The sequence below is a fragment of the Sphingopyxis sp. genome (genome assembly GCF_019459305.1).
Taxonomy (GTDB): Bacteria; Pseudomonadota; Alphaproteobacteria; order Sphingomonadales; family Sphingomonadaceae; genus Sphingopyxis.
This window is the reverse complement of the sequence record NZ_JAIBES010000011.1, coordinates 1-25,020: the sequence shown is the minus strand read 5'-3', so window position 1 is coordinate 25,020 and position 25,020 is coordinate 1. Positions and strand designations below refer to the sequence as shown.

Below are 25,020 nucleotides of genomic sequence, written 5' to 3'. Positions count from 1 at the left end.
GCCACCCCCGGTCCCTCCCTAAAAAGGATGGGCGAAGATAGGGCCGCTTCCATCGAAACCAGCCGCCTGGCCTCAGGCCGCCTTTTTCGCCTGCCGGAACTTGTGCAGCAACGGCTCGGTATAACCCGACGGCTGGATCACCCCGTCAAAGATCAGCGCCCGCGCCGCCTGATACGCGATCCCGTCGGGCGTCAGCTTTTCGTACAGCCGATCACCCGCATTCTGCCCATCGACCTTCGCCGCCATCCGAGCCAGCGCTGCATCAACCTGATCCGCCGAACACACGCCGTGCAGCAGCCAGTTGGCGAGCGCCTGCGACGCGATCCGCAACGTCGCGCGGTCTTCCATCAGGCCGACGTCGTCAATGTCGGGTACCTTCGAACAGCCAACGCCTTGGTCGATCCAACGCACGACATAGCCGAGGATGCCCTGGCAATTATTGTCGAGCTCACGGGTAATTTCAGCCTCGCTCCAGTTGCGCCCGGTGGCGACCGGGATGTTCAGCAACCGGTCGAGCGACGGCACGGCTTCGCCCGCGATTTCCTTCTGCCGCGCGAACACGTCGACCTGATGATAATGTAGTGCGTGCAACGTCGCGGCGGTCGGCGACGGCACCCACGCGGTGTTCGCGCCCGATTTCGGGTGGCCGATCTTGGCGTCGAGCATCGCCTTCATGAGGTCGGGCATCGCCCACATGCCCTTGCCGATCTGCGCCTTGCCCGACAGCCCGCAGGCCAGCCCGATGCGGACATTGCGATCCTCATAGGACGCAATCCAATCGCTCGCCTTCATCTCGCCTTTGGGGATCATCGGCCCCGCGCGCATGCTGGTATGGATTTCATCGCCGGTGCGGTCGAGGAAGCCTGTGTTGATGAACACGATGCGGTCCTTCACCGCGTGGATGCACGCGGCGAGGTTCGCCGAGGTGCGGCGTTCCTCGTCCATCACCCCGACCTTCATCGTGTGACGCGCGAGACCCAGCATATCCTCGACCGCGTCGAACAGTCGGTCGGTGAAGCCGCATTCCTCAGGGCCATGCTGCTTGGGCTTGACAATATAAATGCTGCCCGCGCGGCTGTTGGTTAGCGTGCCAAGGCCTTTGAGGTCGTGGAGCGCGCACAGGCTGGTGATCACCGCGTCGCACAGCCCCTCGGGCGCTTCGGCACCGCCTGGCAGCCGGATCATCGGCGTCGTCATCAGATGGCCGACGTTGCGCACGAACATCACGCTGCGCCCGTGGAGGACTAACGGCTCGCCCGACGGGCTGGTCCATTCGCGGTCGGTCTCCATTGCGCGCGTCACCGTCGCCCCGCCCTTGGCGAAGCTTTCGGTGAGGTCGCCGCGCATCAGCCCAAGCCAGTTGGTGTAGCCGAGCGTCTTATCCTCGCCATCGACCGCGGCGACGCTGTCTTCCAGATCGATGATCGTGGTGAGCGCGGCTTCGAGCACGACATCGGCGATGCCCGCCGGGTCGGTCTTGCCGATTGCGCTCGCCGAATCGATCACCAGTTCGATGTGCAGGCCATTGTGGTGAAGCAGGATGCCGCCGGGCTTGCTGCCGACCCACTGCCCCGGATCGGCCAGCGTCAGCTGCTCACCCTGCCAGTCGGCCCAGCGGCCCGACGCCAGCGGTACCGCGTCGTCCAGAAACGCCTTGGCGCGCGCAATCACCGCCGCGCCGCGCTCGGCGTCATAGCCCCCCGGTTTGGCCGGGGGTGCATCGAGCGCGTCGGTGCCGTAGAGCGCGTCATACAAGCTGCCCCAGCGCGCATTGGCAGCGTTGAGGGCAAAACGCGCGTTGAGCGCGGGGACGACGAGCTGCGGCCCTGCCATCGTCGCGATTTCGGGGTCGACATTCTGCGTGCCGACCGCAAAGGCCGCTGGTTCGGAGACTAGATAGCCGATCTCGCGGAGGAAAGCCTGATAAGCGGCGGCGTCATGCGCCTGCCCGACCCGCGCTTGGTGCCAGGCATCGATCCTGGCCTGCAAATCCTCGCGCTTGGCGAGCAACGCCGCATTTTCGGGGGCAAATTTGCCCAGCAACGCCGCGAAATCGGCCCAGAATTTGGCCGCATCGAGCCCGGTGCCGGGAAGCGCGCGCGCCTCGATGAAATCGGCCAAACGCGAATCGACGGACAAGCCGCTGCGGTCAAGGAAATCAGTCATTCAAGCACCCTTTGATCAGCGCGATGGCGCAATGGAATCCGGGGAGGAAAGGGCCGCTGCCCTATGCCGCGATTGGCCCAATATGGCAATGGCAGCGATGTCACGCATAGGATTTCAGCCGATCGGTTTCGATTCGACACTTGCCGGGACTGCCAGCATGTGCATTATGTTGCAATGCACAACGAAACCTCTCCCCTCCTCCCCCAGGCGAGCTCATGAACGAAACACGTTTGACGCTGATGGAAGCGATCGCGCGCAAGCGCGTCGTCACCGCGCGATATAACGGCCAGCAGATGAAGCTCGCGCCGCATCAGATGTTCGAACGCCGTGGCGACCTGTTCGTCAGCGCGCTGAACCTCGACAAAAGCTGGCGCTCCGACGACGAACGGCGGCTTGGCCATTTCAAGCTCGACGGGCTGGTCGAACCGGCGCTGATCGACGCCAGTTTCGAACCCCTGCCCTCATTCGCAGCCGCGCCGCCGCAAAGCGACGACACGCTGCTCCTCGCGGTCTAGCTGCTCCTCGCGGTCTAAGTGCCGCGCCATAGCCGCGGGTGATGGTCGGCGGATGATTCCGCCCCGGCGGGGGTGGCAAGCGCCGCGCCGCTCGCTATAGCCGGACCCATGAACTCGCTTACGGCCACCGAAACCGCCACGCTCGAACGCGCCGCCGATGCGCCGATGCTGGCGCAGGTCGAACGCTGGGCCGCGGTCAACAGCGGCACCGGCAACCTTGCCGGCCTCAAAAATGTCGCGGGGCAGCTCGCCGACAGCTTTGCCGCGCTACCCGGTGACCTGCGGCTCGTCGCCGCCGATCCGGTCGAAAGCGTCGATGCCACGGGCCGGGTCAGCACCATCCAGCGCGGTGATCATCTCCACGTTCGGGTGCGCCCCGACGCGCCGGTCCAGCTATTGCTCACCGGTCATATGGACACGGTGTTCGCCGCCGACCATCCGTTCCAGAACCTGAAATGGCTTGAACCCGGCGTCCTCAACGGCCCCGGCACTGCCGATATGAAAGCGGGGATTTCGGTCATCCTCGCCGCGCTGACTGCGCTGGAAGCGTCACCGTTCGCCGACCGCCTCGGCTATGACGTGTTGATCAACAGCGACGAGGAAACCGGCAGCCACGCCTCGTCGCGGCTGATCGCCGAACTTGCCGCCGGGAAAACCGCCGCTTTAACCTACGAACCCGCGCTGCCCGACGGCACGCTGGCGGGGGCGAGGCCGGGAAGCGGCAACTTCAGCGTCATCATCCATGGCCGCGCGGCGCATGCCGGCCGCAACCCCGAAGAGGGCCGCAACGCTCTCGTCGCTGCGGCCGATCTCGCGGTGCGTCTGAACGCGCTTAAATCACTGGAATTAAAGGTAAATCCGGCAAGAATCGACGGTGGCGGCCCCAATAACGTCGTCCCCGACCAGGCGATCCTGCGCGTCAACCTGCGCCCCGCAACCCCCGCGGCAATGGTAGCCGCCGAAACCGCGCTACGTGACACGGTCGCCAACATCCAGCGCGACCACGACGTCCATTGTCACCTCCACGGCGGCTTCAACCGCCCGCCCAAACCGCTCGATTCCGCCGCGACGCGCCTGTTCGAGCTGGTGCGCGACTGCGGAGCCGCGCTCGGCCTGCCGCCGATCCGCTGGAACGCCACGGGCGGCGTCTGCGACGGCAACAATATCGCCGCCTGCGGGATTCCAGTGGTCGACACCATGGGGCCGCGGGGCGGCGCGATTCACTCGTCGGACGAATTTCTGATTGTCGACAGCCTCGCCGAACGCGCGCAGTTGTCGGCGCTCACCATGATACGCATAGCGGAACGGGGGACAGTGTGAATTACGTGATCCGGGCAGCCAAGCCGGGCGATTTGCAGAGCATTTACGAAATGGCGAAGCTGACCGGCGGCGGCTTTACCAACCTGCCTCCCGACAAGAAAGCGTTGCGTACCAAGCTCGAACGCACCGAAGCCTCATTCGCCAGCGACAAGGAGTATCCGTCGGACGAGCTGTACCTGCTCGTGCTCGAAGATCTCGACAGCGGCGAAGTGCGCGGCACCTGCCAGATTTTCGGGCAGGTCGGCCAGCGCTGGCCCTTTTACTCGTACCGCATCGGCACCGACAGCAAGCACAGCGAGCAGCTCGGCCGCACCTTTCACGCGCAGATCCTGATGCTGAGCAACGACCTCAACGGATCGAGCGAGGTCGGCGGGCTGTTCCTCCACCCGGCGGCGCGCGCGGGCGGTCTCGGCCTCCTGCTCGCGCGCTCGCGCTATCTGTTCATCGCCCGCCACCGCGCGCGCTTCGGCGACCGCATCCTCGCCGAATTGCGCGGCGTGATTGACGAGGCGGGTGGCTCCCCGTTCTGGGACGGGGTCGCAGGCAAATTTTTCGGGATGAATTTTCAGGAAGCCGATCAGTTCAACGCGGTCCACGGCAACCAGTTCATTGCCGACCTGATGCCCAAGCATCCCGTCTATATCGCGATGCTCAGCGAGCATGCGCGCAGCGTCATCGGCGTCCCGCACCCCAGCGGCCGTGCCGCGATGCGGATGCTGGAGAACGAGAATTTCGCGTTCGAAAATTATGTCGACATCTTCGACGGCGGCCCGACGATGACCGCGCGCACCGATCAGGTCGCGAGCGTCGCGGGTGCGAAGCATGTCGAGATTTCGGCGATCACTGACGCCGGCGACGACGCGCTGGTCGCGACCGGGCGGCTCGCCGATTTCCGCTGCTGTTTCGGCAAGGTCGGCGACGGGTCGACGCTCGATAGTACGGCTGCAAAGCTGCTCGGCGTCGACGTCGGCATCGACATCAGCTGGATCGGGCGCTGACATGCTGACCGAAATCAATTTCGACGGGATCATCGGTCCCAGCCATAATTATGCCGGGCTAAGCCGCGGCAATATCGCGTCGGCGTCGAACGCCGGCGACGTATCGCAGCCGCGTGCGGCGGCGCTGCAGGGCATCGACAAGATGCGCCACAATCTGGCGCTCGGATTGGCCCAAGGTTTCTTCATGCCGCTCGACCGCCCCGACGCGCCGTGGCTTGCAACCCTCGGCACGACGCTGGACGATGCCGAGGGGCATTTGCGCGCACAGGCCTGGTCGGCGTCGTCGATGTGGGCGGCAAACGCCGCGACCGTCTCGCCCGCGCCCGACAGCGCCGACGGCAAATGCCATATGACGGTCGCCAACCTGGTCACCATGCCGCACCGCAGCCACGAATGGCCGGGAACGCTGGCGCAGCTTCGCCTTGCCTTTGCTGACCCCGCCTTTGCCGTCCACCCACCGATCCCCGCTCCGTTCGGCGACGAGGGTGCGGCGAACCATATGCGGCTATGCAGCGGGCATGACGGACAAGGCGTGGAAATCTTTGTCTATGGCGTCGGCGGCGGCCGTTTCCCGGCCCGCCAGCATCTCGACGCGTCCAAGGCGATCGCGCGCCACCACCGGCTCGATCCCGCGCGTACCCTCTTCATCCGCCAGTCGGACACGGCGATTCAAGGCGGCGCCTTTCACAACGATGTCGTTGCGGTGGCGAACGAGCATGTGCTGTTCACCCACGAAACCGCATTCGAGGACCGCGCGGCCGCGCATGCCGGGATCCGAGCCGCCTTTCCCGCGGTCGAGATTGTCGAAGTACCCGCGAGCGCCGTCACCCTGCCCGACGCGATCAAATCCTATCTGTTCAACGCGCAGCTGGTCAGCCTGCCCGACGGCGGCGGCATGGGCCTGGTGCTGCCAACCGAGGCGCAGGCAATCCCCGCGGTGTGGAGCTGGCTGGAGGCGCATGTCGCAGGCAACGGCCCGATCCGCCGGCTGCTGCCGGTCAACGTCCGCCAGTCGATGGCAAACGGCGGCGGTCCCGCCTGTTTGCGCCTGCGCGTCGTCGCCGACCCGGCGACGGTCGATCCCCGCTTCATCGCCGATGGAGCAAAGCTGGACGATATTGCCGAGGTGGTCGAGGCGCACTGGCCGGAGTCGATCGCGCCCGGCGACCTGGCTTCGGCAAACCTGGTGCGCGACGTCCGGCATGCGCGCACGGCCCTGTTGGCCGCGCTGGATCTGAGCGAACTGGAATAGCGCAGGATGCGCGCGTCCAAAGTTGCGCGCCTCCTGTGGCCTGCCGTCCTGACGCTGGCGCTTGGCGCCTGCGCCGGCGGCAACTATCGCGCCGTGTCCGACACGCCGGTCCGCATCGGCCCCGCCTATTCGATCCGCGGCACCACCTATGTGCCAACGGCAGCGCCCATCTATGACGAAGTGGGTTATGCGAGCTGGTACGGCAGCGAATCGGGCAACCGCACGGCCAACGGAGAGCCATTTCGCCCCGGCTGGATCACCGCCGCGCACACCACCCTGCCGCTGCCGACCTATGTCGAGGTCACCGCGCTCGACAGCGGGCGGCGGATCATCGTGCGGGTCAATGATCGCGGCCCCTTTGCGCGCGGCCGCCTGATCGACCTGTCGCGCGGCGCTGCCGAACAGCTGGGGATCAAAGCGCAGGGCCATGCCGCGGTGCGCGTGCGGCGGGTCGAACCGTCGGACAAGGATCGTGAACGACTGCGTGAGGGAAAGCCTGCGGCCGCGCTCGAGCGGGTATCGGAACGCGAGTTGCAAAAGCTGCGGGCGCGGATGGCTCCTGCGGTAAGGTAAGTCCCGATCGACGACAGCCACCACGCGCCTTCCCTCTTTTGTCGGATTAATTTACAGTTTACCATAAGCCCGGCGCAGCAAATCCCACTTTTGCGCCAGTGGCATGGCTCTTGCTGGGTGAACTGCGATGTGGAAAAAAATCGGACGCCTGTTCGTCATCAAGACCCGCTTTGAAGCGTGCCTGATCATTTATGCGCTGGCGGTGGGCGCAATGGCGCGCGGCGCAGCCTATCTTGAGCAATATCCCGGGATAGGCGGAACGCTGCTGTTGCTAGCCTGTAGCGGGGCGGTGTTCCTTGCCGGCGCAAAGATTTTCGATTGCCTTCGCTACGAACAAGCCTCTGCGCGGCAAGCGGACTGAACGATCGTCGGCCTTTCGCGCGTCACGAAGATATGCGAAGGCGCATGGCATGAGCAGGATCAGCGGTCGGCCCGTCACCAGCAGCGAACATGTTTACGGACTGCGACTCTGCATCGCCCGCTGGCGCGCCGGTGCGGAAGGCACGCCGCTGCTGTTCCTCAACGGGATCGGTGCTGACCTGACCGCCGCGGCGCCGCTGCTCGCGCAGATCCATGGACGAGAAGTCTGGACGCTCGACATGCCGGGGGTAGGCGCCTCACCCGATGCCTTGCTGCCTTATGGCGCCTCCACGATTGCCGCGGTGGTGATGGAGATTGCCGACCGGCTGGGTCATCACATTCTCGATATTGCCGGTTTCAGCTGGGGCGGCGCCTTGGCGCAGCAGATCGCAATGCAGTTTCCTGGGCGAGTGCGCCGCATGATACTGATGGCGACCACGCCGATCATGGGCGCGCCGGGCATCGGCTGGGGCGCAATCTTCGACGATGATATGCAAGCGAGCGGTCTGAAGGTCCAGACTGCAACGCCGCTCGGCATCGCGTATCAAACCATGGCGATGGCTGGCTGGTCGAGCACCGCCTATCTGCCGGGATTCAAAGCCTTGCCGACGCTGGTGCTGGTTGGAGAGCGGGATGGCGTCATGCCCGCCTGCTATGGCCAAATGCTCGCCGACCTGATCGACGGCGCGGCGCTGGAGGTGGTGCCGGGATCGCACCTGTTCCCCTTCACCCACGCCGCTGTCGTTGCGGCACGGATCAGCGCGTTCCTGGATCCGTCGGCGATGGGACAACAAGCCGCCGCGTGAGGAAGTCGGTGATGGCGGCCGCGGTGGCGTCGGGGTCTTCGTCCATCGGCAGATGTCCGATATTCTTCAGCAGCACGACTTCGGACCCCGTAATCCGCTCATGGAAGCTCTGCGCTGCGCTCGGGTTGATCACCCGGTCCTTGTCGCCGAACAGGATCAGCGTCGGCGCCTTGATGTCACCGACGCGCGCCGCCATCGCAGGCTCGCGATCCATCCGCGCGCGCAGCACCGTCGCCTCGCGATTGCCGGGAAAGCGCAGCAGTTCCCAATAGCGATCGACCGTCGCGTCATCGACGACGGCCTGCCTTTCGACTGATCCGCGCAGCGACTGTTCGACCAGCGCGCGCGGGGTGATCTGGGTCGCGAGCCAGCGACCGAACGGGTATTTCAGGATCCGAAAGCCGACGTTCGATTCGGGCGCTTTCTCCCCCTTGCGCAGCGGCATGCCGCTGGCGTCGAGCAGCAGTAGCGCATCGACCCGGCCCGGCTGCGCGAGCGCGTAGCGCCACGCAACCCAGCCGCCCATCGAATTGCCGCCGAGAATGAAATGATCGAGGCCAAGCTTCGCCGCAACGACATCGACCGCCGCTGCCATGCCGTCGGCGCTGTAATCCTTGTCCGGCGTGCCGCCGGTCAGCCCGTGTCCAGGCAGGTCGAGCGTGACGATGCGATAGTTGGCACCGAGTCGCTGCACCAGCGGTTCCCAGGTGTGGAGGCTGCTGTTCGATCCATGGAGCAGGATGATTGCGGGGCCGCTTCGCTTGCCCTGATCGCGGTAGTGGATTCGCTGTCCCGCAGGACCCGCCACAAAGGCGCCAGCGGGGCCGCTATATTTGGCGATCATCGCGTCGCGATCGGTATCCGACGTGCGCAGCGCGAAGAAGATGGCAAGGATCGCCACGAGCAAGCCAAGCGGGACGAGTACGCGCTTGCGGCGGAACAATGGACGCCGCGGCGGCAGCGGTTCGAAATCGTCGTCGTCGATCATCATCACGCCCCCCTCAAGGCTGGCGCGACCCTAACGCGCGGGCGCCGTCCGTCAATCCGGGGCTAGTCGTGAATTTTGCGACGAAATGTTTCTGGCAGGAAGAAAAGCCCGATCACCAGCGTGATCACCGCAACGACGACCGGATACCACAAGCCGTAGTAGATATTGCCGGTCGCCGCGACCATCGCAAACGCGGTCGTCGGCAGGAAACCGCCGAACCAGCCGTTGCCGATATGATAAGGCAGCGACATCGCGGTGTAGCGGATGCGGCTGGGAAACAGTTCGACGAGCAGCGCGGCAATCGGACCATAAACCATCGTCACCAGCAGCACGAGGTAGAAGAGGATCGCGACGACCAGTGGTTTGTTGATCGCATTGGTATTCGCCTTCGCCGGATAGCCGGCGTCGGCGAGGGCTTGTTCAAGCTGGACGCGGAAAGCCGCAATTGCCCCCGCCCGATCCTCCTCGGCCAGCCGCCAGGGATCAGGCGCGGCGAGCACGTGCGATCCGATCCGTACCCGCGCCGGATCGCCCGTTACCCGCTCGCGCGTTAACGCCGTGTAACTGGCGCCAGCCTTTGCCAGCGTCGACTTGATGATGTCGCAGCCGGTGCTTTCGAACTTGTTGCGCCCGATCGGGTCGAACTGGAAGGCGCAGGTGTCAGGGTCGGCTGCCATGATCACGGCGGCGTTCTGCTGTGCCTTCGCCATGGCGGGGTTCGCAGCGCTCGTCAGCATCTGAAACGCCGGGAAATAGGTGAGCGCCGCCAGCGCGCAGCCCGCGAGAATGATCGGCTTACGCCCGATCTTGTCGCTGAGCCAGCCGAACAGGATGAAGAACGGCGTGCCGAGGACCAATGCAATGGCGATCAGAATGTTCGCAGTCGCGCCATCGACCTTCAGCGTCTTTTCGAGAAAGAACAGCGCATAGAATTGGCCGGTGTACCAAACGACCGCCTGCCCCGCGACTGCACCGAACAAGGCTATGATCACCCATTTGAGGTTGCCCCAACGGCCGAAGGCTTCGGAAAGCGGCGCCTTTGACGTCGTTCCTTCGTCCTTCATCTTCTGAAAGACCGGGCTTTCATTGAGCTGCATGCGGATCCACAACGAGACGCCGAGCAGGATGATCGAGATCAGGAAGGGAATACGCCAGCCCCAGTCGGCAAAGGCCGCCTCGCCGATCAGGGTGCGGATCGTGATGACGACGCCGAGTGCCGCGAACAGCCCGAGCGTTGCGGTGGTCTGAATGAAACTGGTGAAGAGACCACGCTTTCCCTCGGGCGCGTGTTCGGCGACATAAGTCGCCGCGCCGCCATATTAGCCGCCGAGCGCGAGGCCTTGCAGAAGGCGCAAGACAACGAGCAGGATCGGTGCCGCGACCCCTATCGAGGCATAGCTGGGCAGCACGCCGACGAGGAAGGTCGAAGCACCCATCAGACCCATGGTGACGAGGAAGGTGTTCTTGCGTCCGACAAGGTCGCCGATGCGCCCGAAGAAGAGCGCCCCAAAAGGCCGGACGGCAAAACCCGCGGCAAATGCGGCGAGCGCAAAGATGAAGCCGGTGGTTTCGTTGACGCCCGAAAAGAACTGCGCCGAAATCACCGTCGCGAGCAGCCCGTAGAGGTAGAAATCATACCATTCGAACACGGTGCCGAGCGACGAGGCCAGGATGACCTTGCGTTCGCTTTGGCGCGTGATGGGCATCGCTGCCTCTGCGTTGATCATCCGCTACCCTTCGTTCCTATTATGGTGCGAAGGGTAGTGGGTGCCCGCTTGGCGTCAATAGTTACAGCTTTTCATTGCGAGCGTGGCGAAGCAATCCAGAGCGGCTTGTCACACCCTGGATTGCTTCGTCGCTACGCTCCTCGCAATGACGAGGGTTTTGGCGTCAACCGACGCGCGTCACCGCACCCTTATGCGCGCCGACGCTCTTGTTGCGCGGGCGGAAGCGGCGCTTGCGCTGGCCTTCGGCGCCCTCACCGGCGGGAGCGTCACGGCGCGGACCGCGATCACCGCGCGGCTGACCGCCGCTCGGCTGGCGGCGCGCGTCCTGGCGCTGGCGGTTCGGGTCGCGGCCCTGGCTGCCGGTGTCGCGCGGACCAGCAACGGGCTTGGGCAGGTTACGCACCAGCTCGTTGAAATTCTCGGGCAGCGGCATCGGTTCGGACTTGCTGCGCGTGACGCGCTCGATGTCCTTCATATACGGCCGCTCATCGGGAGCAATGAAGCTGATCGCCATGCCCTCAGCGCCGGCGCGCGCGGTGCGGCCGATGCGGTGGACATATTGTTCGGGCACGTTCGGGATTTCGAAGTTGATGACGTGCGAAACGCCCGACACGTCGATACCGCGCGCGGCAATGTCGGTCGCGACGAGCAGCTTGATGTCGCCCGAGCGGAACGCCTGCAACGCGTGGGTGCGCTGCGACTGACTCTTGTTGCCATGGATCGCCATCGCCTTGATCCCGGCGCCCGCGAGGTGGCGGACGACACGGTCGGCGCCATGTTTGGTGCGGGTGAAGATCAGCGCGCGATCAATGTCCTGCGTCGCAACGACCGAGTGCAGCAGCGCCTGCTTTTCCTTCTGTTCGACGAAGGTCGCGAACTGGCGGATCTTTTCGACGGTCGTCGCTTGCGGGGTGACCGACACGGTGACGGGATCGTTGAGGAACTGCTCTGCCAGGCCGGCGATTTCCTTGGGCATCGTCGCCGAGAAGAACAGGTTTTGGCGGCGCGACGGCAGCAACTTGGCGACGCGGCGCAGCGAATGAATGAAGCCCATGTCCATCATCTGGTCGGCCTCGTCCAAAACGAAGATCTCGACATCGTCGAGCCGCAGCGCGCGCTGGTCGATCAGGTCGAGCAGACGGCCGGGGGTGGCGACGAGGATGTCGACGCCGCCCGAAAGGTCGCGGATCTGCTTGTTGATCGGCACGCCGCCGAACACGGTCGAGACCGACAGCTTGGTAAAGCGGCCATAGTCGCGGCAGCTCTGCGCAATCTGCGCCGCCAGCTCGCGCGTCGGCGCGAGGACGAGCATCCGGCAGCCACGCGGGGTCGGGCGATGCGGATAGGTCAGCAGGTGATGGATCGAGGGCAGCGAGAAACCCGCGGTCTTGCCGGTGCCGGTCTGCGCGATGCCGCACAGGTCGCGGCCCTTCATCAGCGGCGGGATCGCCTGCATCTGGATGGGGGTCGGGACAGTATAATCCTTGGCGGCAAGCGCGCGATTGATGTCGGCGTGCAGGCCAAAGTCGTTGAAAGTCGTCATAAAATACTCACTAAGAGCGACGCGCACAGCGTCCATTCGTATCGAACGGACGGCACGCGGCCGCGGGTTCGAAACGACCCGCGTGAAAGGGTGCCTCTGGGGACAATAGCGCGGTTCCGGCTCGTCCCGCGCCTGAGATTGGGCGGGAAAATCACGCTGCCGGTGGCTGCGGCGGATCGTTCCGCCATGCTGCGCTGCACAATATATGGCATAGAGATGCTGATTTGGCAAGCGTTTAGCGAAAAATGATAAACAGCCCGACCGCGATCACCAGCAGCGCGAAGCCATGGCGCAGCAGTTTTGCGTTCTTCTCGATACGGCGAAGCAGCGGCATCGCCGCTAATGTTCCAACCGCCCCGCCCGCCACGAGCGCCGCAAACAACGGCCAGAGCAGCTGGCCGTGCAAGGCATAAGTCGCACTGGTCGCGCCGCCAAATAGGGTCACGGAAACAAGCGAGGATGCGGATGCGTTGGCGAGTGTCATGCCCGTCGCCGCCATCAGCCCCGGCGCGATCAGGAAACCGCCGCCGATGCCGAAGAACCCAGCCGCCAAACCCGCAACCAGCCCGACCGGCGCCAATTTCCATACCATCGTCGGGGTCAACCGGACCGCCGGGTTGCCTTCATTCTTGCGCGGGATGAGCATCGATACCGCAATAGCGATCATCGCGACGCCGAAAGCGCGGATCAAAAAATCGCCGTCGACCTGCATCGCGAGCCGCGCGCCCAGCACCGATCCGATCAACCCGGCGGTGGCGAATACGCTGGCGCACGGCCATTTGACCCGCCCAGCCTTCGCCTGCGCGATCAGTCCTGTCGCGGCGTTCACCGCCACCGCAGCAGCAGAGGTCGCGATCGCGGCGTGGGTATCGACCACTCCGACTACATAGATCAGCCAGGGTGTTGCGAGCACCGATCCGCCGCCGCCGAACAGCGTCAGCAGCAGCCCGATGAGAACGCCGCCAAGGGCCGCGAGGAGCAGCGATTCGATCAACGCACGCGGCCGCGCTGTGTATAGATGAAGAGCAGCGCGCCAAGGATCGCGACATTTTTGCGCAGTGGCCCGACATAGCCAGGCGCGTTGTGGACCGAGACAGTGATCGGCACCAGCGTGACGAACAGCAGCAGTGCAGACAAGCGTCGCACGAGCCCCAATGCGAGCAGCAGCCCAAACAGGATGAACACCCCGCCGCTGAGCCACAGCAGCATCCCCGGATCATCGCCAATGGCCACAACCTGATCGCGCCATGGCGATTCATCGATGCGTTGCAGCATCTCGTCTAGCTGAACGAAATGGCCGAGCCCGCCGATGATGAAGATCAGGCTGAGCGCGATGCGAAAGATCGTCTCGGCGCGGTGCGCAAGCCAGCGCGGTAACCATAACCCACGATCAAGGTCGCGAAACCACGCCGATGTCGCGCGCATCAAGGCGCCGTCCGGCGGTTCCACGGCGCCAGCATCGGTAGCCGCGCCATGCCGCAAAAGCCGCTAATCTCCGCGAACAGAAGTCCGGCGCCAACGAACGCCGACAGCCCAAACCAGGCGGGCGTAACAAAGGTCCCTAGCAAAGCGCCGATCAAGAGGAACGTACCCGCCGCAATCTGAACCTGGCGCATGATTTCGAGCGGCGCTGATGCTTCGGTCGCCACCGGCAACCCCGCCTTTTTCCATGTGTCGGCGCCGCCCTCAAGGTCGAAAGCTTCGCCCGAAGCGCGCGCAGCCAGTCGGTCGCGCGCACCCGCGGTGCGCACGCCCGAGCGGCAGGTGAAAATGACGTCAGCGGCAGGATCGATGCCAAGGTGCGCCTGCTCCCACCCCGACAGGGGTTGCGAGCGGGCGCCCGCGATATGCAAGCGGGCAAATTTGCCGGCCTCGCGAATGTCGACGAGGATGGCGCGGCCGCTGTCGAGCCGGGCGCGGACGTCGTGCGGCGCGAGGCTGTCGATGGTGGCCGTCATGATCATTTCCTCATTTCGGGGGGACAGAAAAGTTCGGCGAGCGTTTCGATCACGCACATTGCGGCGCGATCGTCGAGGCGGTAGAACACCGCCTGCCCCTCGCGCCGCGTCGCGACGATGCCTTCGGCACGCAGCAGTGCGAGATGCTGTGACAGCGCTGATTGCGACAGGCTAACGTGCGACTGAATATCGCCCACAGCCATTTCGCCGTCGGCGAGCTGACAGAGGATCGTCAGCCTCTTCTCATTGGCAAGGAGGCGGAGCAGCGTTGCAGCGCGCCCGGCGCATTCTTCAAACAGACGGAGGTCAAAGCGGGTCAGATCGAACATTGTGCCAATATATTAGTTGATTCTAATTTAGCAATGCCTAATATATTTGCAAAGGAGATTTCCCATGACCGCCGCTTCCCCTCGCCCCGATGTCGCCGGCTTTTTCGACGCCGCGACCAATACGATCAGCTATATCGTTGCCGATCCAGCCACTGGCACAGCGGCAATCGTAGATCCGGTGCTCGATTTCAGCCAGCGCGACGGTCGCACCTCGACCGCCGGGGCTGACCGGTTGCTCGCCGAAATCGAAGCGCGCGGGCTGCATCTTGCCTATGTCCTCGAAACCCACGCCCATGCCGACCATCTGACCGCGGCGCATTACATCCACGAACGCACCGGCGCGCCGATCGTCATCGGCCGCCATATCGGTGACGTGCAGCGCATCTTTGCCCCGCTGTTCGCCGCGGACGACGTCACGCCCGATGGCAGCGTCTTTTCGCGGCTGGTCGACGAAGGCGACACGCTGCCGCTGGGCGATCTCACGATCGGCGTCATCCACACCCCCGGCCACACGCCCGCTTGCGTCACCTATACCATCGGCGATGCCGCTTTTGTCGGCGACACGCTGTTCCAGCCCGATTATGGCACGGCGCGCGCCGACTTTCCCGGCGGTGACGCGGCGACGCTTTATCGTTCGATCCGCAAGATTTTCGCGCTGCCCGCGGACACCCGCATCTTTACCTGTCACGATTACCCGACCCAGGATCGTAGCGAGCCCGAATGGGAATCGACCGTCGCCCAGCAGCGCGCCGCCAACGTCCATGTCCATGACGGGGTCAGCGAAGCTGATTTCGTCGCGATGCGCAGCGCGCGGGACAAGGGTTTGGCGGCGCCACAGCTGATCCTGCCGTCGTTGCAGGTCAATATCCGCGCCGGAGCGCTACCGCCTGTCGAAGCCGATGGACGACGCTATCTGCGCATCCCGCTCAATACGATCTGATCCGCGCTATCGCGCTTGAGTCGCCCGCCGTGCTGCGCCAAGGTTACGCGCAAAGCGGGAGAGCGCGGCATGGCGGAGAATATCATCGTTATCGACGAGGGAACGACCTCGACCCGGACGATGCTGTTTGCCGCCGATGGGGTGCCGCTCGGCAGCGCGCAGCGCGAGTTTCAGCAGCATTACCCCGGACCCGGTCTGGTCGAACATGACGCCGCCGAGATCTGGGAGGCCACCCTCGCCTGCACGCGTGCGATGATCAAGAAAGCGGGGGGCGCCGAGCATGTCGCGGCGATCGGGATTACAAACCAGCGCGAGACCGTCGTGTTCTGGGACCGCACCAGCGGCGAGCCGCTGGCGCCTGCCATCGTGTGGCAGGACCGCCGCACCGCCGCCGACTGCGCGGCGCTGAAGGACGCGGGGCATGAGGCGGCGGTGCAGGCGACGACCGGACTGCTGCTCGACCCGTATTTTTCGGGGAGCAAGATCGGCTGGGCGCTCCGAAACTGGCCGCAATTGCGCGAAGCTGGTGCTCGGCTCGCGGTTGGAACGATCGAATCCTATCTGATCTTCCGGCTGACCGGCGGCGTGCATGTCAGCGATGCGACCAATGCGTCGCGGACCTTGCTAATGAACATCAACGGCGCAGGCGGCTGGGACGCGGGGCTGTGCGATCTGCTCGGGGTGCCAATGACGCTTCTCCCCGAGATCACCGGCTGCACGACCAGCGTCGGTACGACCGACCCCGACCTGTTCGGGGGCGCGATCCCGATCTGCGGCATGGCGGGCGACCAGCAGGCAGCGACGATCGGTCAGGCGTGCCTGGCGCCCGGACAGACCAAGGCGACCTTTGGCACCGGCGCCTTCATCCTGTCGGCGAGTGGCACCACGCGGCCGCACTCGGCCAATCGCCTGCTTGCGACGGTGCTGGTGCAGGAAGGCGATGTGCGGTCCTACGCGCTCGAGGGATCGGTGTTCGTCGCAGGGAGCCTTATCAAATGGCTGCGCGATGGCCTCGGCCTGCTCGCCAATGCGGGCGAGAGCGAGGGGCTGGCGCGCTCGGTCGCCGACAATGGTGGGGTCTATCTGGTCCCCGCCCTCACCGGGCTTGGCGCACCGCATTGGCGTCCCGATGTGCTCGCCGCGATCTCTGGCCTCAGCTTTGCGACCAGCAAGGCGCATGTCGCGCGCGCCGCGTTGGAAGCGCAAGCCTATCAGGCGCACAACCTGAAATCCGCCTTTGCCGCCGATGGGGTGGATTGGGCCGACCTGCGCATCGACGGTGGCATGGCGGCGAACGACTGGATGGCGCAGGATCTGGCCGACATGCTGAACCTGACCGTCGAGCGGCCCGATTTCGTCGAAAGCACCGCTTTGGGCGCCGCGATGCTCGCTGCGACCGGCGCGGGGCTTTATCCCGACCTCGCAAGCGCTGCCAAGGCGATGCGTGGCACCGCGACGCGCTTTACCCCGGCGCTGGACGCCGACAAACGCAAAACGCGCCTTGCCGGCTGGCAAAGCGCGCTTGCAAATGTTCTGAGCTGATCGCCGAAGCGATTAGCGCTTGAGGGTAAGACCACCGAAGCGCTTGTTGAACTTGGCAACCTGGCCCGCAGCGTCGAGCATGCGGCCGTTGCCGCCGGTCCACGCCGGATGCGCGGTGGGGTCGATTTCGAGCGTCATCGTGTCGCCCTCTTTACCCCAGGTCGAGCGCGTCTGATATTCGGTGCCATCGGTCATCTTGACCGTGATCATGTGGTACGCGGGGTGAATGTCTTGTTTCATGTCTTAAGCTCCTGTGCCGCTGGTTACCGACCAGCGTGCGCGAGTCTGTGCGTCCGGAGACGCGAAGTTGCGGCCCCTAACGGCGAATGCCCGATTTGGCAATAGTCAGTCCGCCGGCGGGTCCGCGATCATTGCGGTAAACTGGCATTCGGCCGCCAACACGCCATCCAGCATCGCCTTGCCTTCGAAGCGGCAGACGCTGCGTTTGGCCTGAATGATCGTCGCGTGCAGATCGAGCAGGCAGCCGGGCTCGACCGGCTTTCTGAACTTCGCCCCGTCGATCGCCATGAAATAGACGAGCTTGCCGGTCCCGGCGAGGCCCATCGATTCGATCGCGAGGACGCCGGCGGCCTGCGCCAGCGCCTCGACGATCAACAAGCCCGGCATGATCGGCCGACCAGGGAAATGCCCCTGAAAAAAGGGCTCGTTCATCGTCACCGCTTTGACCGCGTGGATCGAGGTATCGGGGACGATCGAAACCACCCGATCGACGAGCAACATCGGATAACGGTGCGGCAGCAGCGTCAGGATCCGGCGGATGTCCACCGGTCCCAATGCCCCTGCCGCTTTGGCCCCGTCGGTCACGATATCAGCGGGTCGTCGGTGCGGTGCCGGTCGGCGCAGGTGCGGCGGGCGTCGCGCCCGGCTGCGCGGCGCGGGCGGCTTCCATCATCTGCTGGTTGCGCTGCTGAACCAGCTGGCCCGGCTGGTAACCGGCCGGAACCGCGGTCGACACGGTTGGCAGGATGCGGTTGAGTTCGGCGACCACAGCATCGGTGATATCGACGTTGTTTTCGCGCGCCAGAACGGCGTCCGGATTGAGCAGCAGATCAATCTTACGCGCGGTCATCGCGCTACGGATTGCTTCGTTCATGCGAACGCTGATCTGGTCCTCAACATAAGCGATCGCCAGCTCAACGGGCGCACCGATCTTGCTCAATTCGGCCTGTGCTGCCTGACGCTTGTTCTGGACCGCCTGGCCGGCAGCCTGCAAAGTCGCCTGATTCTGCGGCGTCTTGCGCGACTCTTCGTTATATTTGGCGATCAGGACGTTGATTTCGGCCTGCAGCGTCTGGCCGCGCGACTGCTGTTGATCAATCTGTGCCTTGTACGTGGTTTCGATCTGCTGCGAGGCAACAGTGAAAGCGTTCGAACGCGCGGCGGCGACGCGGACGTCGGCGACGGCAACCGCCTTGGCCTGCGCGGCGGCGGGGACGGCCATGATCGGCGAAACCGACAGCGTAGCGACGGCGAGCGCCGAAGCGGTGAGAATGTTCTTCATCAGAATTGAGTTCCTACGTTGAATGAGAAGCGTTTGGTATCATCACCCTCTTCTTTGCGAAGGGCGTAAGCGAAGTCGATCCGGAAGGGACCGAAGGGGGAGTTCCAGTTGACCCCGGCACCGATCGACACGCGTGGCATCCAGCTGTCGCCAAAGAAGCGTTCTTCGAACGGATCAAGGCGCGAGAAGCCGGTCGGACAGCTGGTGTATTGGCCCGTTCCCGTCGGGACGCCGCCCGGCGGCGTCGTTGTCGCTTCGTCGGCAAACTGGCTCGTGCCCGTCGTCGAGTTGCGGCACAGCGACTTGATAAGGCCGAACCCCGGTGCGGCGGGATTGGTTTCGCGGAAATTGGCCAGCGTGGTCAGCGTCGGCCGCTTCACGCTGAACACCGAACCGACGTCGAGGAAAATCGATGGCCGCAACCCGAGTTCCTTTGCCCCGGTCCCGAGCGGGATGTCGATTTCCAGTCGGCCCTGATAATAGGCGCGGCCTCCAAGTGCGTCGTCAATCTGACCACGATCGCGATCACCATCGGTCACCACAATCGGGTTGGCGGGATCGGTATTATCCACCGAATAACGGATCACCCGCGGGCCGACGCCGCGAATGTCGAAACCGCGCATTTGCGGTTCGCCCAGGAAGAAGCGGTCGGTCAGGCGGACCTTGTCGCTGCCCGGGCTGGGAGCGCTGCCGAAGGGATAAATATAGCCGCCTTCAGCCGAGACATTGAGGATGAAGCGGCTGCCGAGATTGAAGTGCTTAGAGGCGTTCGCACGGGTGCGGACATATTTGACGCTGCCACCAAGGCCGGCGAAATCCTGGCTGAGCGACAGCGACTGGCCGCGCGTCGGGCGGATGCGGTTGTCGCGATCGTCATAGGCCAGCGTATAGCCGACGAGCGAAGTCGTGCGCTTGCCGATCGCATCGCAAAGATAGCGGCCAGCGACGAGCGGGTCGCACTGATTGCCGAAGAAATAGATGCCGCGGTCGAGCGTCACATCGTCATAGTTCAGGCTGTAACGGCCGAAAAAGGACATGAATTCGGTCAGCGGCACACCGGCGTTCAGCTGGAACCCGGTGGTCACCTGCTGGAACGTCGTCTGGCGATCATTGTTGATGAAGTTGAACGAGTTCAAATCGCGGCGATAGACGCTGCCGCCGACCGAGATATTGCGGTCGAACAGATAGGGTTCGGTAAAACCGAGCTCGACCGATTTGGAATAGCTCGAATAATTGACCGACGCCTGCAATTGCTGGCCCAGACCGCGAAAGTTGCGTTGCCGGATCGACGCCTGCAGCAGGAAGTTCTCGATCGAGGAGAATCCCGCCGACAGCGACAGTTCGCCGGTCGGCTTTTCCTGGACGTTGGTTTCCAGAATGATGCGATCGGGGGCGCTACCCTCCTTGCGCTCGATCTCCAGATTTTCCTGGAAATAGCCCAGGCTGTTCAAGCGGCTCTCGGTACGCTTGATGCCAAAGCTGTTGAAGGCGTCGCCTTCGTTCAGGCGGAATTCGCGGCGCACGACCTTGTCGTGGGTCAAAGTGTTTCCGTTGACGTCGATGCGCTCGACATAAGTGCGCGGGCTTTCGGCGACGTTGAAGGTGATCTGCATCGTCCGCGTTTCCGGATCGCGGCGGAATTGGGGATTGATGTCGGCAAAGGCATAGCCGAACAGACCGGCCGTCTCGCTAAGGCTTTCAACCGTATCTTCGACGAGCTTGGCATCATACCAGTCGTCCTTCTTCATCGGCAGCAAGGTTTTCAGCAACTCGGGCTTAAAGTCGCGCAACTCGCTCTGTACATCGATATCGCCGAACTTGTAGCGTTCGCCTTCCTCGACGACATAAGTGATGATGAAATCCTGCTTGTTGCTGGTCAGTTCGGCGACGGCCGAAATGACACGGAAATCGGCATAGCCGTTCTGCAGGTAGAATAGGCGCAGCTTCTGCTGGTCATAGGCCAGACGGTCGGGGTCGTAACTGGTGTTCGACGACAGGATCGTCAGGAGGCTCGACTCCTTGGTCGCCATCTCGTCCTTCAGATCGCCGTCGCTGAACTTCTCGTTGCCCAGGATGCTGATCTGGCGGACCTTCGACTTTGAACCTTCGTTGATCTCGAACACGACATCGACGCGGTTCTGGTCGAGCGACACCATCTTCGGTTCGACGGTGGCGGCAAAACGGCCCTGCCGCTTGTATAGTTCGATGATGCGCGCGACGTCGGCGCGGACTTTTGAACGAGTAAAAATCTGCCGCGGCGCCAGCTTGATCTCGGGCCGGATCTTATCTTCCTTGAGGCGCTTGTTGCCTTCGAGAATGACGCGATTGATCACCGGATTCTCGGTAACCTGAATCGTCAGCGCACCGGCATTGTCGGTGATCTGGAAATCCTTGAACAGCTCGGTCGCGGCCAGATCTTTCAGCGCCTGATCAAGGATCGACCGGTCGTAGCGCTGTCCGACGCGCAAGCGCAGGTAAGACAGGATCGTTTGCGCCTCGAGCCGCTGGTTGCCAACAACGGTGATCGTCTGGACCGTCGTTGCGGCAGGCGCCGCTTCGGGGGCGGGCGCAGGCACGGTCGGCGGCGCAACCTCTTGCGCCAACACTGGCGTCGCGAGCATCGTGCCTGCCAGAAGGAAGGCCGACAGCTGTGTCCGCGCCGAGAATTTGTGTGAAGCCACGCTGTTCATCCCGAAAAAATAACTCAAAAGCGACCAACCCGATTGACCGCGGGCTCGCGCGCACTCCCTGCCCCAGACTCGCTAGCCAATCAAGCGCGCGATCCCGTCCCACAGGCCCAATGAGCCCAAATCGTTGAAAGTCACGACCAGCATCAGGGAGACAACCGCCGCAAAGCCGAATCGGAACGCCCATTCCTGCACCTGCGGCGGCGCCGGGCGGCGCCGGATCGCTTCATAAGCATAGAAAAGCAAATGACCACCATCGAGCATGGGCAATGGCAAGAGGTTGATGAACCCCAGATTGATGGAAATCAGCGCGATGAAGAATATCAGCGACGCAATTCCCAGCGTCGCCGCCTGCCCCGAAATTTCGGCAATCTTGACCGGCCCGTTCATGTCCTTGATCGACCGGCGCCCGGTCAGGAACTGCCCCAGCACCTCGCCCGTCTGGCGGACGATCTGCCAGGTCTGACGAAGTCCTACGGCCGGGGCTTCGAGCAGCGTCACCGGCTGCAACTGCGCCGGCGGCGGCGCGAGGCCGATGATTGCGCGCTCATATTCCTTGCCGAACGGGTCTTTCTCTTTGACCAGCCGCGGCGTCAGCGCGACCATCCGCTCGCTGCTGCCACTGGCGACGCGGACCTGCATGGTTTCGCCCGGGCGATGCGCGACCGCCATCGGGATGTCGCCAAATACTTCGATCGGACGCCCGTCGATTTCAACGATGCGATCGCCGGTGCGCAAACCTGCCGCGTCGGCCGCCGATCCCGCTTCGATCCCGCCGGCAACCGGCGGCGTCACGGGGGTGCCGCCAACCCAGGCAAATCCGGCAAGGATCAGGATCGCGAACAGGAAATTGGTGACCGGTCCTGCGGCGACGATCAGCGATCGCTTCCACACCGGCTGGGCCGGGAAGGTGTGCGACTTCTGCTCGGCGGGCAGTTGCTGCCATTCCGCATCGGGCTGACTGACGGCGTCGCGGTCGCCGGCAAACTGGACGTATCCCCCCAGCGGCAACCAGCCGATCTTCCATTCGGTCCCGCGCTTGTCGGTCCAGCTAACGATCTTGCGCCCAAAGCCGATCGAGAAAGTGTCGGACTTCACTCCGCACCAGCGGCCGACGATATAGTGGCCATATTCGTGGACGAAGACGAGCGGGCCGAGGACAGCCAAGAACGCGACGATGGTGAAGGCGAAACCGGGGGTCTCAAGCATGTTCAAATTGGTCCACAAAATGCTGGGCAGCCGCGCGGGATGCGGCATCGACGCTGAATATGTCCTGAAGCGATGACGGCGCCGCAGGTTCCGCGGCATCGATCACCCGGCGCACGGTATCGACGATCGCCGGAAAGGATATACGCCCCGCCAGGAAGGCGGCCACCGCCACCTCGTTTGCCGCGTTGAGCTGTGCCGGGCGCGCCCCGCCCGCAGCGATTGCAGCGCGGCACAGCGCGGTCGCGGGAAAGCGCACCTCGTCGGGCGCCTCGAAATCGAGGCGTGCGATAGTTGCCAGGTCGAGCGGCGCACACGGCGTCGCCATCCGCTCCGGCCACGCGAGCGCACTGGCGATCGGGATTCGCATGTCGGGCGAGCCGAGCTGCGCCAGCGTCGAGCAGTCGACATATTCGACCAGGCTGTGGATCACCGATTGCGGGTGAACGAGAATCTCGATGCGATTGAGCCCAACGGGGAAAAGATGATGCGCCTCAATGAGTTCGAGGCCTTTGTTCATCATCGTTGCCGAATCAACGCTGATCTTGGCGCCCATCGACCAGTTGGGATGCGCGACCGCCTGCGCCGGCGTGACGCGCGCCATGTCGGCAGCGCTCATCGTGCGGAACGGGCCGCCGCTGGCGGTCAGGATGATGCGCCGCACCTGATCGATGCGCCCGCCCGCCAGACACTGAAAAATCGCATTATGCTCGCTGTCGACGGGCAGGATGGTGGCGCCAGAGGTGCGGGCAACCGCCGTCATCAGCTCGCCAGCAGAGACCAGCGCCTCCTTGTTGGCCAGCGCAACATCATATCCCGCCGCCAGCGCCGCCATTGTCGGGGCCAGTCCTGCGGTGCCGACGATCGCCGCCATGACGAGATCGGTCGGACGCTGCGCCGCTTCAACCAGCGCATCCGCGCCCGCGGCAACGTCGATGCCGGTATGCGTCAGCGCGGCCTGCAGATCACTGAGCCGCGCGGCGTCGGCTATCACCGCCACGTCGGGGCGAAACTCCCTAGCCAGCTTTGCCAGTTCGGCCACATCACTGTTCGCAGTCAGCACCGTGACGCGCCACGTCTCGCCGTCGCGCCGCACGAGGTCGAGGGTCGACTGCCCGACCGAACCCGTGGCGCCGAACAGCGAAAGGCGGCGCTGTGTCATTTCAGCCCGCCGTCCCAACGCTCAGCTGCCCGGCATAAGCCAGCGCACCCAGCAACAGTGCCACCGGCAGGATGCCGTCGACGCGGTCGAACAGCCCGCCGTGGCCGGGGATCAGCTTACCCGAATCTTTGACCCCGGCGCGGCGCTTCATCCAGCTTTGCGCCAGGTCACCGAGCTGTGCGAGCAGCCCCATAAACAGCCCGATCCACAGCGGCACGCCGATGATCCCGGCGCGGTCGCCGATGGTGGCGCTGGCGATCAATGCGGCAATCATGCCGCCGATCAGCCCCGACCATGTTTTGGATGGGCTGATTTTAGGGGCAAGGCGCGCGCCCCCAAAGGCGCGGCCAGCGAAATAGGCGCCGATGTCGGTCGCCCACACCATGCCGAACACCCACAGCGCGGCGGTCATGCCCAACTGGTCGCGAATGAACCACAACCCCGCCATCGCACCCAGGGTTAGAAGCGGCCCGAGAATGTTCAGCATCACCTTGGCGCCGCTGCTCAAGGTCATCGCGCGAACCAGCGCGAACCATTCGACCAGCATCAACGCGCCGCCGACGAGCAGCAATAGCCCGAACGCCAGCCCGCCGAACCACAAGGCGGTGCCCGCGATCGCAAACAGGATGATCGCCGATCCGATCCGCACCCACAGGTCCGATTTGCCCGCCGCCATGTCTTATAGTCCCCCGTAACGACGATCGCGGCGCGCAAAATGGTCGAGCGCCGCCTGCAGGTCTGCCGGTTTGAAGTCCGGCCACAAAATATCGGTGAAATATAGCTCGGCATAGGCCGACTGCCACAGCAGGAAATTCGACAGCCGCACTTCGCCCGAGGTGCGGATGAGCAGGTCGAGCGGCGGCATGTCGGCGGTGTCGAGATGCGCGGCGATTGCCGCTTCGCTGATCTCGCCCGTTGCCGCTGCCGCCTGCGCAGCGCGGACCAGCTCGTCCTGCGCGCCATAGTTCAGCGCGACCGCCAGCGTCGTGCGCTTATTGCCCGACGTGCGCTCGAGCGCGTTTTCGATCAGCGCGACGACGTCGGACGCCAGCGCGCGCCAGTTGCCGATGACTTTCAGCTTCACATCATTGGCGGCAAATTCATCGAGATCCGAAAGGATGAAGCGTTTCATCAGCCCCATCAGGTCATTGACTTCATCTTCCGGCCGTTTCCAGTTTTCGGACGAAAAGGCGTAGAGCGTCATCGCCTCGATGCCCATGTCGCCCGCCGCGCGCACGATATTGCGCACCGCCTCGACCCCGGCTTTGTGACCGGCGACGCGGGGGAGCAGGCGTTTTTTGGCCCAGCGACCGTTGCCGTCCATGATGATGGCGACATGGCGCGCGCCGTGATTCTTTGTTGTCACGAAAAGACCTCAGAACCCGTTGGTTGGGGGGGGGGGGGGGGGGGGCGGGGGGGGGGGGGG

Annotated in this window: 24 protein-coding genes and 1 pseudogene; 9 read left to right on the top strand and 16 right to left on the bottom strand. The window is 64.2% G+C overall.

The annotated features are described in order from the left end of the window. Window positions 1–72 precede the first annotated feature (72 nt). Entirely contained in the window at window positions 73–2,166 is a 2,094-nt protein-coding gene (locus K0M74_RS01055) for a malate synthase G (RefSeq protein WP_293967045.1), read from the bottom strand. A gap of 215 nt (window positions 2,167–2,381) precedes the next feature. Here K0M74_RS01055 and K0M74_RS01050 point away from each other — a divergent pair, with 215 nt between their 5' ends. The 7 genes from K0M74_RS01050 (at window position 2,382) to K0M74_RS01020 (ending at window position 7,990) form a co-directional block, all read left to right on the top strand. After that, window positions 2,382–2,681 (top strand): WYL domain-containing protein, encoded by a 300-nt coding sequence (locus tag K0M74_RS01050; protein ID WP_293967043.1) that lies wholly within the window; start codon window positions 2,382–2,384, stop codon window positions 2,679–2,681. Between the two features lie 108 nt (window positions 2,682–2,789). Beyond that, window positions 2,790–4,001, top strand: a complete 1,212-nt coding sequence (locus K0M74_RS01045) for a hydrolase (RefSeq protein ID WP_293967042.1) — start codon at window positions 2,790–2,792, stop codon at window positions 3,999–4,001. Continuing rightward, the gene (locus K0M74_RS01040) at window positions 3,998–4,999 is read left to right on the top strand and encodes an arginine N-succinyltransferase (RefSeq protein ID WP_293967040.1); all 1,002 of its coding nucleotides are present in this window, start codon (window positions 3,998–4,000) and stop codon (window positions 4,997–4,999) included. The genes K0M74_RS01045 and K0M74_RS01040 overlap by 4 nt, the downstream gene beginning before the upstream one ends. Before the next feature lies 1 nt (window position 5,000). Beyond that, window positions 5,001–6,251, top strand: a complete 1,251-nt coding sequence (locus K0M74_RS01035) for an N-succinylarginine dihydrolase (RefSeq protein ID WP_293967039.1) — start codon at window positions 5,001–5,003, stop codon at window positions 6,249–6,251. A 6-nt stretch (window positions 6,252–6,257) separates the two neighbouring features. Continuing rightward, the gene (locus K0M74_RS01030; RefSeq protein ID WP_293967037.1) at window positions 6,258–6,824 is read left to right on the top strand and encodes a septal ring lytic transglycosylase RlpA family protein; all 567 of its coding nucleotides are present in this window, start codon (window positions 6,258–6,260) and stop codon (window positions 6,822–6,824) included. 127 nt (window positions 6,825–6,951) lie between these two features. Beyond that, entirely contained in the window at window positions 6,952–7,185 is a 234-nt protein-coding gene (locus K0M74_RS01025; RefSeq protein WP_293967035.1) for a hypothetical protein, read from the top strand. A gap of 49 nt (window positions 7,186–7,234) precedes the next feature. Beyond that, window positions 7,235–7,990, top strand: coding sequence for an alpha/beta hydrolase (locus K0M74_RS01020; protein WP_293967033.1), 756 nt, complete (start codon window positions 7,235–7,237; stop codon window positions 7,988–7,990). Here K0M74_RS01020 and K0M74_RS01015 read toward each other — a convergent pair. The 7 genes and pseudogenes from K0M74_RS01015 to K0M74_RS00985 form a co-directional block, all read right to left on the bottom strand. After that, window positions 7,941–8,981 carry an alpha/beta hydrolase gene (locus tag K0M74_RS01015; protein WP_293967031.1) on the bottom strand — a complete coding sequence of 347 codons (1,041 nt, stop codon included), beginning with the start codon at window positions 8,979–8,981 and terminating at the stop codon, window positions 7,941–7,943. The genes K0M74_RS01020 and K0M74_RS01015 overlap by 50 nt on opposite strands. Before the next feature lie 59 nt (window positions 8,982–9,040). Beyond that, window positions 9,041–10,705: pseudogene (locus K0M74_RS01010) on the bottom strand (MFS transporter). 163 nt (window positions 10,706–10,868) lie between these two features. Then, the gene (locus K0M74_RS01005) at window positions 10,869–12,248 is read right to left on the bottom strand and encodes a DEAD/DEAH box helicase (protein WP_293967029.1); all 1,380 of its coding nucleotides are present in this window, start codon (window positions 12,246–12,248) and stop codon (window positions 10,869–10,871) included. Window positions 12,249–12,483: 235 nt separating this feature from the next. Further along, window positions 12,484–13,242 (bottom strand): sulfite exporter TauE/SafE family protein, encoded by a 759-nt coding sequence (locus K0M74_RS01000; protein ID WP_293967027.1) that lies wholly within the window; start codon window positions 13,240–13,242, stop codon window positions 12,484–12,486. After that, window positions 13,239–13,673, bottom strand: a complete 435-nt coding sequence (locus K0M74_RS00995) for a DoxX family membrane protein (RefSeq protein WP_293967025.1) — start codon at window positions 13,671–13,673, stop codon at window positions 13,239–13,241. The genes K0M74_RS01000 and K0M74_RS00995 overlap by 4 nt, the downstream gene beginning before the upstream one ends. After that, window positions 13,673–14,206, bottom strand: coding sequence for a rhodanese family protein (locus K0M74_RS00990; RefSeq protein ID WP_293967023.1), 534 nt, complete (start codon window positions 14,204–14,206; stop codon window positions 13,673–13,675). Before K0M74_RS00990 ends, K0M74_RS00995 begins: the two co-directional genes overlap by 1 nt. A 2-nt stretch (window positions 14,207–14,208) precedes the next feature. Then, entirely contained in the window at window positions 14,209–14,535 is a 327-nt protein-coding gene (locus K0M74_RS00985) for a metalloregulator ArsR/SmtB family transcription factor (RefSeq protein ID WP_293967022.1), read from the bottom strand. 64 nt (window positions 14,536–14,599) lie between these two features. On the opposite strand from K0M74_RS00985, the gene K0M74_RS00980 reads away from it, so the two are divergent. Both K0M74_RS00980 and K0M74_RS00975 read left to right on the top strand, forming a co-directional pair. Continuing rightward, on the top strand, window positions 14,600–15,475 hold the full coding sequence (locus K0M74_RS00980; RefSeq protein WP_293967020.1) for an MBL fold metallo-hydrolase: 876 nt from the start codon (window positions 14,600–14,602) through the stop codon (window positions 15,473–15,475). Between the two features lie 69 nt (window positions 15,476–15,544). Beyond that, window positions 15,545–17,017: a glycerol kinase gene (locus K0M74_RS00975; protein WP_293967018.1), complete on the top strand. Its 1,473-nt coding sequence runs from the start codon at window positions 15,545–15,547 to the stop codon at window positions 17,015–17,017. A 12-nt stretch (window positions 17,018–17,029) separates the two neighbouring features. Here the strand turns inward: K0M74_RS00975 and rpmE are convergent, their stop codons facing one another. The 8 genes from rpmE to uppS form a co-directional block, all read right to left on the bottom strand. Next, the gene (rpmE, locus tag K0M74_RS00970; RefSeq protein ID WP_088439403.1) at window positions 17,030–17,257 is read right to left on the bottom strand and encodes a 50S ribosomal protein L31; all 228 of its coding nucleotides are present in this window, start codon (window positions 17,255–17,257) and stop codon (window positions 17,030–17,032) included. A gap of 105 nt (window positions 17,258–17,362) precedes the next feature. Beyond that, window positions 17,363–17,842 (bottom strand): 3-hydroxyacyl-ACP dehydratase FabZ, encoded by a 480-nt coding sequence (gene fabZ / locus K0M74_RS00965; protein ID WP_293967016.1) that lies wholly within the window; start codon window positions 17,840–17,842, stop codon window positions 17,363–17,365. 4 nt (window positions 17,843–17,846) lie between these two features. Beyond that, window positions 17,847–18,539, bottom strand: coding sequence for an OmpH family outer membrane protein (locus K0M74_RS00960; RefSeq protein ID WP_293967014.1), 693 nt, complete (start codon window positions 18,537–18,539; stop codon window positions 17,847–17,849). After that, a complete protein-coding gene (gene bamA, locus K0M74_RS00955) occupies window positions 18,539–21,229 on the bottom strand; it encodes an outer membrane protein assembly factor BamA (protein WP_293967012.1) in 2,691 nt (896 codons plus the stop codon). Before bamA ends, K0M74_RS00960 begins: the two co-directional genes overlap by 1 nt. A 72-nt stretch (window positions 21,230–21,301) precedes the next feature. After that, the gene (gene rseP, locus K0M74_RS00950) at window positions 21,302–22,435 is read right to left on the bottom strand and encodes an RIP metalloprotease RseP (protein WP_293967011.1); all 1,134 of its coding nucleotides are present in this window, start codon (window positions 22,433–22,435) and stop codon (window positions 21,302–21,304) included. After that, window positions 22,428–23,594, bottom strand: coding sequence for a 1-deoxy-D-xylulose-5-phosphate reductoisomerase (locus tag K0M74_RS00945; protein WP_293967009.1), 1,167 nt, complete (start codon window positions 23,592–23,594; stop codon window positions 22,428–22,430). Before K0M74_RS00945 ends, rseP begins: the two co-directional genes overlap by 8 nt. Before the next feature lies 1 nt (window position 23,595). Beyond that, window positions 23,596–24,270: a phosphatidate cytidylyltransferase gene (locus tag K0M74_RS00940; protein ID WP_293967007.1), complete on the bottom strand. Its 675-nt coding sequence runs from the start codon at window positions 24,268–24,270 to the stop codon at window positions 23,596–23,598. Between the two features lie 3 nt (window positions 24,271–24,273). Continuing rightward, entirely contained in the window at window positions 24,274–24,960 is a 687-nt protein-coding gene (gene uppS, locus K0M74_RS00935) for a polyprenyl diphosphate synthase (RefSeq protein WP_293967005.1), read from the bottom strand. Window positions 24,961–25,020: the final 60 nt, after the last annotated feature.

Excerpts from the sequence above, each read along its gene's own strand:
- K0M74_RS00995 (WP_293967025.1), bottom strand. The coding sequence starts at position 13,673 with ATGCGCGCGACATCGGCGTGGTTTCGCGACCTTGATCGTGGGTTATGG.
- K0M74_RS00975 (WP_293967018.1), top strand. The coding sequence starts at position 15,545 with ATGGCGGAGAATATCATCGTTATCGACGAGGGAACGACCTCGACCCGG.
- K0M74_RS01055 (WP_293967045.1), bottom strand. The coding sequence starts at position 2,166 with ATGACTGATTTCCTTGACCGCAGCGGCTTGTCCGTCGATTCGCGTTTG.
- K0M74_RS01050 (WP_293967043.1), top strand. The coding sequence starts at position 2,382 with ATGAACGAAACACGTTTGACGCTGATGGAAGCGATCGCGCGCAAGCGC.
- K0M74_RS01015 (WP_293967031.1), bottom strand. The coding sequence starts at position 8,981 with ATGATGATCGACGACGACGATTTCGAACCGCTGCCGCCGCGGCGTCCA.
- K0M74_RS01005 (WP_293967029.1), bottom strand. The coding sequence starts at position 12,248 with ATGACGACTTTCAACGACTTTGGCCTGCACGCCGACATCAATCGCGCG.
- K0M74_RS01020 (WP_293967033.1), top strand. The coding sequence starts at position 7,235 with ATGAGCAGGATCAGCGGTCGGCCCGTCACCAGCAGCGAACATGTTTAC.
- rpmE (WP_088439403.1), bottom strand. The coding sequence starts at position 17,257 with ATGAAACAAGACATTCACCCCGCGTACCACATGATCACGGTCAAGATG.
- K0M74_RS01025 (WP_293967035.1), top strand. The coding sequence starts at position 6,952 with ATGTGGAAAAAAATCGGACGCCTGTTCGTCATCAAGACCCGCTTTGAA.
- K0M74_RS00960 (WP_293967014.1), bottom strand. The coding sequence starts at position 18,539 with ATGAAGAACATTCTCACCGCTTCGGCGCTCGCCGTCGCTACGCTGTCG.
- K0M74_RS00945 (WP_293967009.1), bottom strand. The coding sequence starts at position 23,594 with ATGACACAGCGCCGCCTTTCGCTGTTCGGCGCCACGGGTTCGGTCGGG.
- K0M74_RS00940 (WP_293967007.1), bottom strand. The coding sequence starts at position 24,270 with ATGGCGGCGGGCAAATCGGACCTGTGGGTGCGGATCGGATCGGCGATC.
- K0M74_RS00980 (WP_293967020.1), top strand. The coding sequence starts at position 14,600 with ATGACCGCCGCTTCCCCTCGCCCCGATGTCGCCGGCTTTTTCGACGCC.
- rseP (WP_293967011.1), bottom strand. The coding sequence starts at position 22,435 with ATGCTTGAGACCCCCGGTTTCGCCTTCACCATCGTCGCGTTCTTGGCT.
- bamA (WP_293967012.1), bottom strand. The coding sequence starts at position 21,229 with ATGAACAGCGTGGCTTCACACAAATTCTCGGCGCGGACACAGCTGTCG.
- K0M74_RS01045 (WP_293967042.1), top strand. The coding sequence starts at position 2,790 with ATGAACTCGCTTACGGCCACCGAAACCGCCACGCTCGAACGCGCCGCC.
- K0M74_RS01030 (WP_293967037.1), top strand. The coding sequence starts at position 6,258 with ATGCGCGCGTCCAAAGTTGCGCGCCTCCTGTGGCCTGCCGTCCTGACG.
- K0M74_RS01035 (WP_293967039.1), top strand. The coding sequence starts at position 5,001 with ATGCTGACCGAAATCAATTTCGACGGGATCATCGGTCCCAGCCATAAT.
- K0M74_RS00990 (WP_293967023.1), bottom strand. The coding sequence starts at position 14,206 with ATGACGGCCACCATCGACAGCCTCGCGCCGCACGACGTCCGCGCCCGG.
- K0M74_RS00985 (WP_293967022.1), bottom strand. The coding sequence starts at position 14,535 with ATGTTCGATCTGACCCGCTTTGACCTCCGTCTGTTTGAAGAATGCGCC.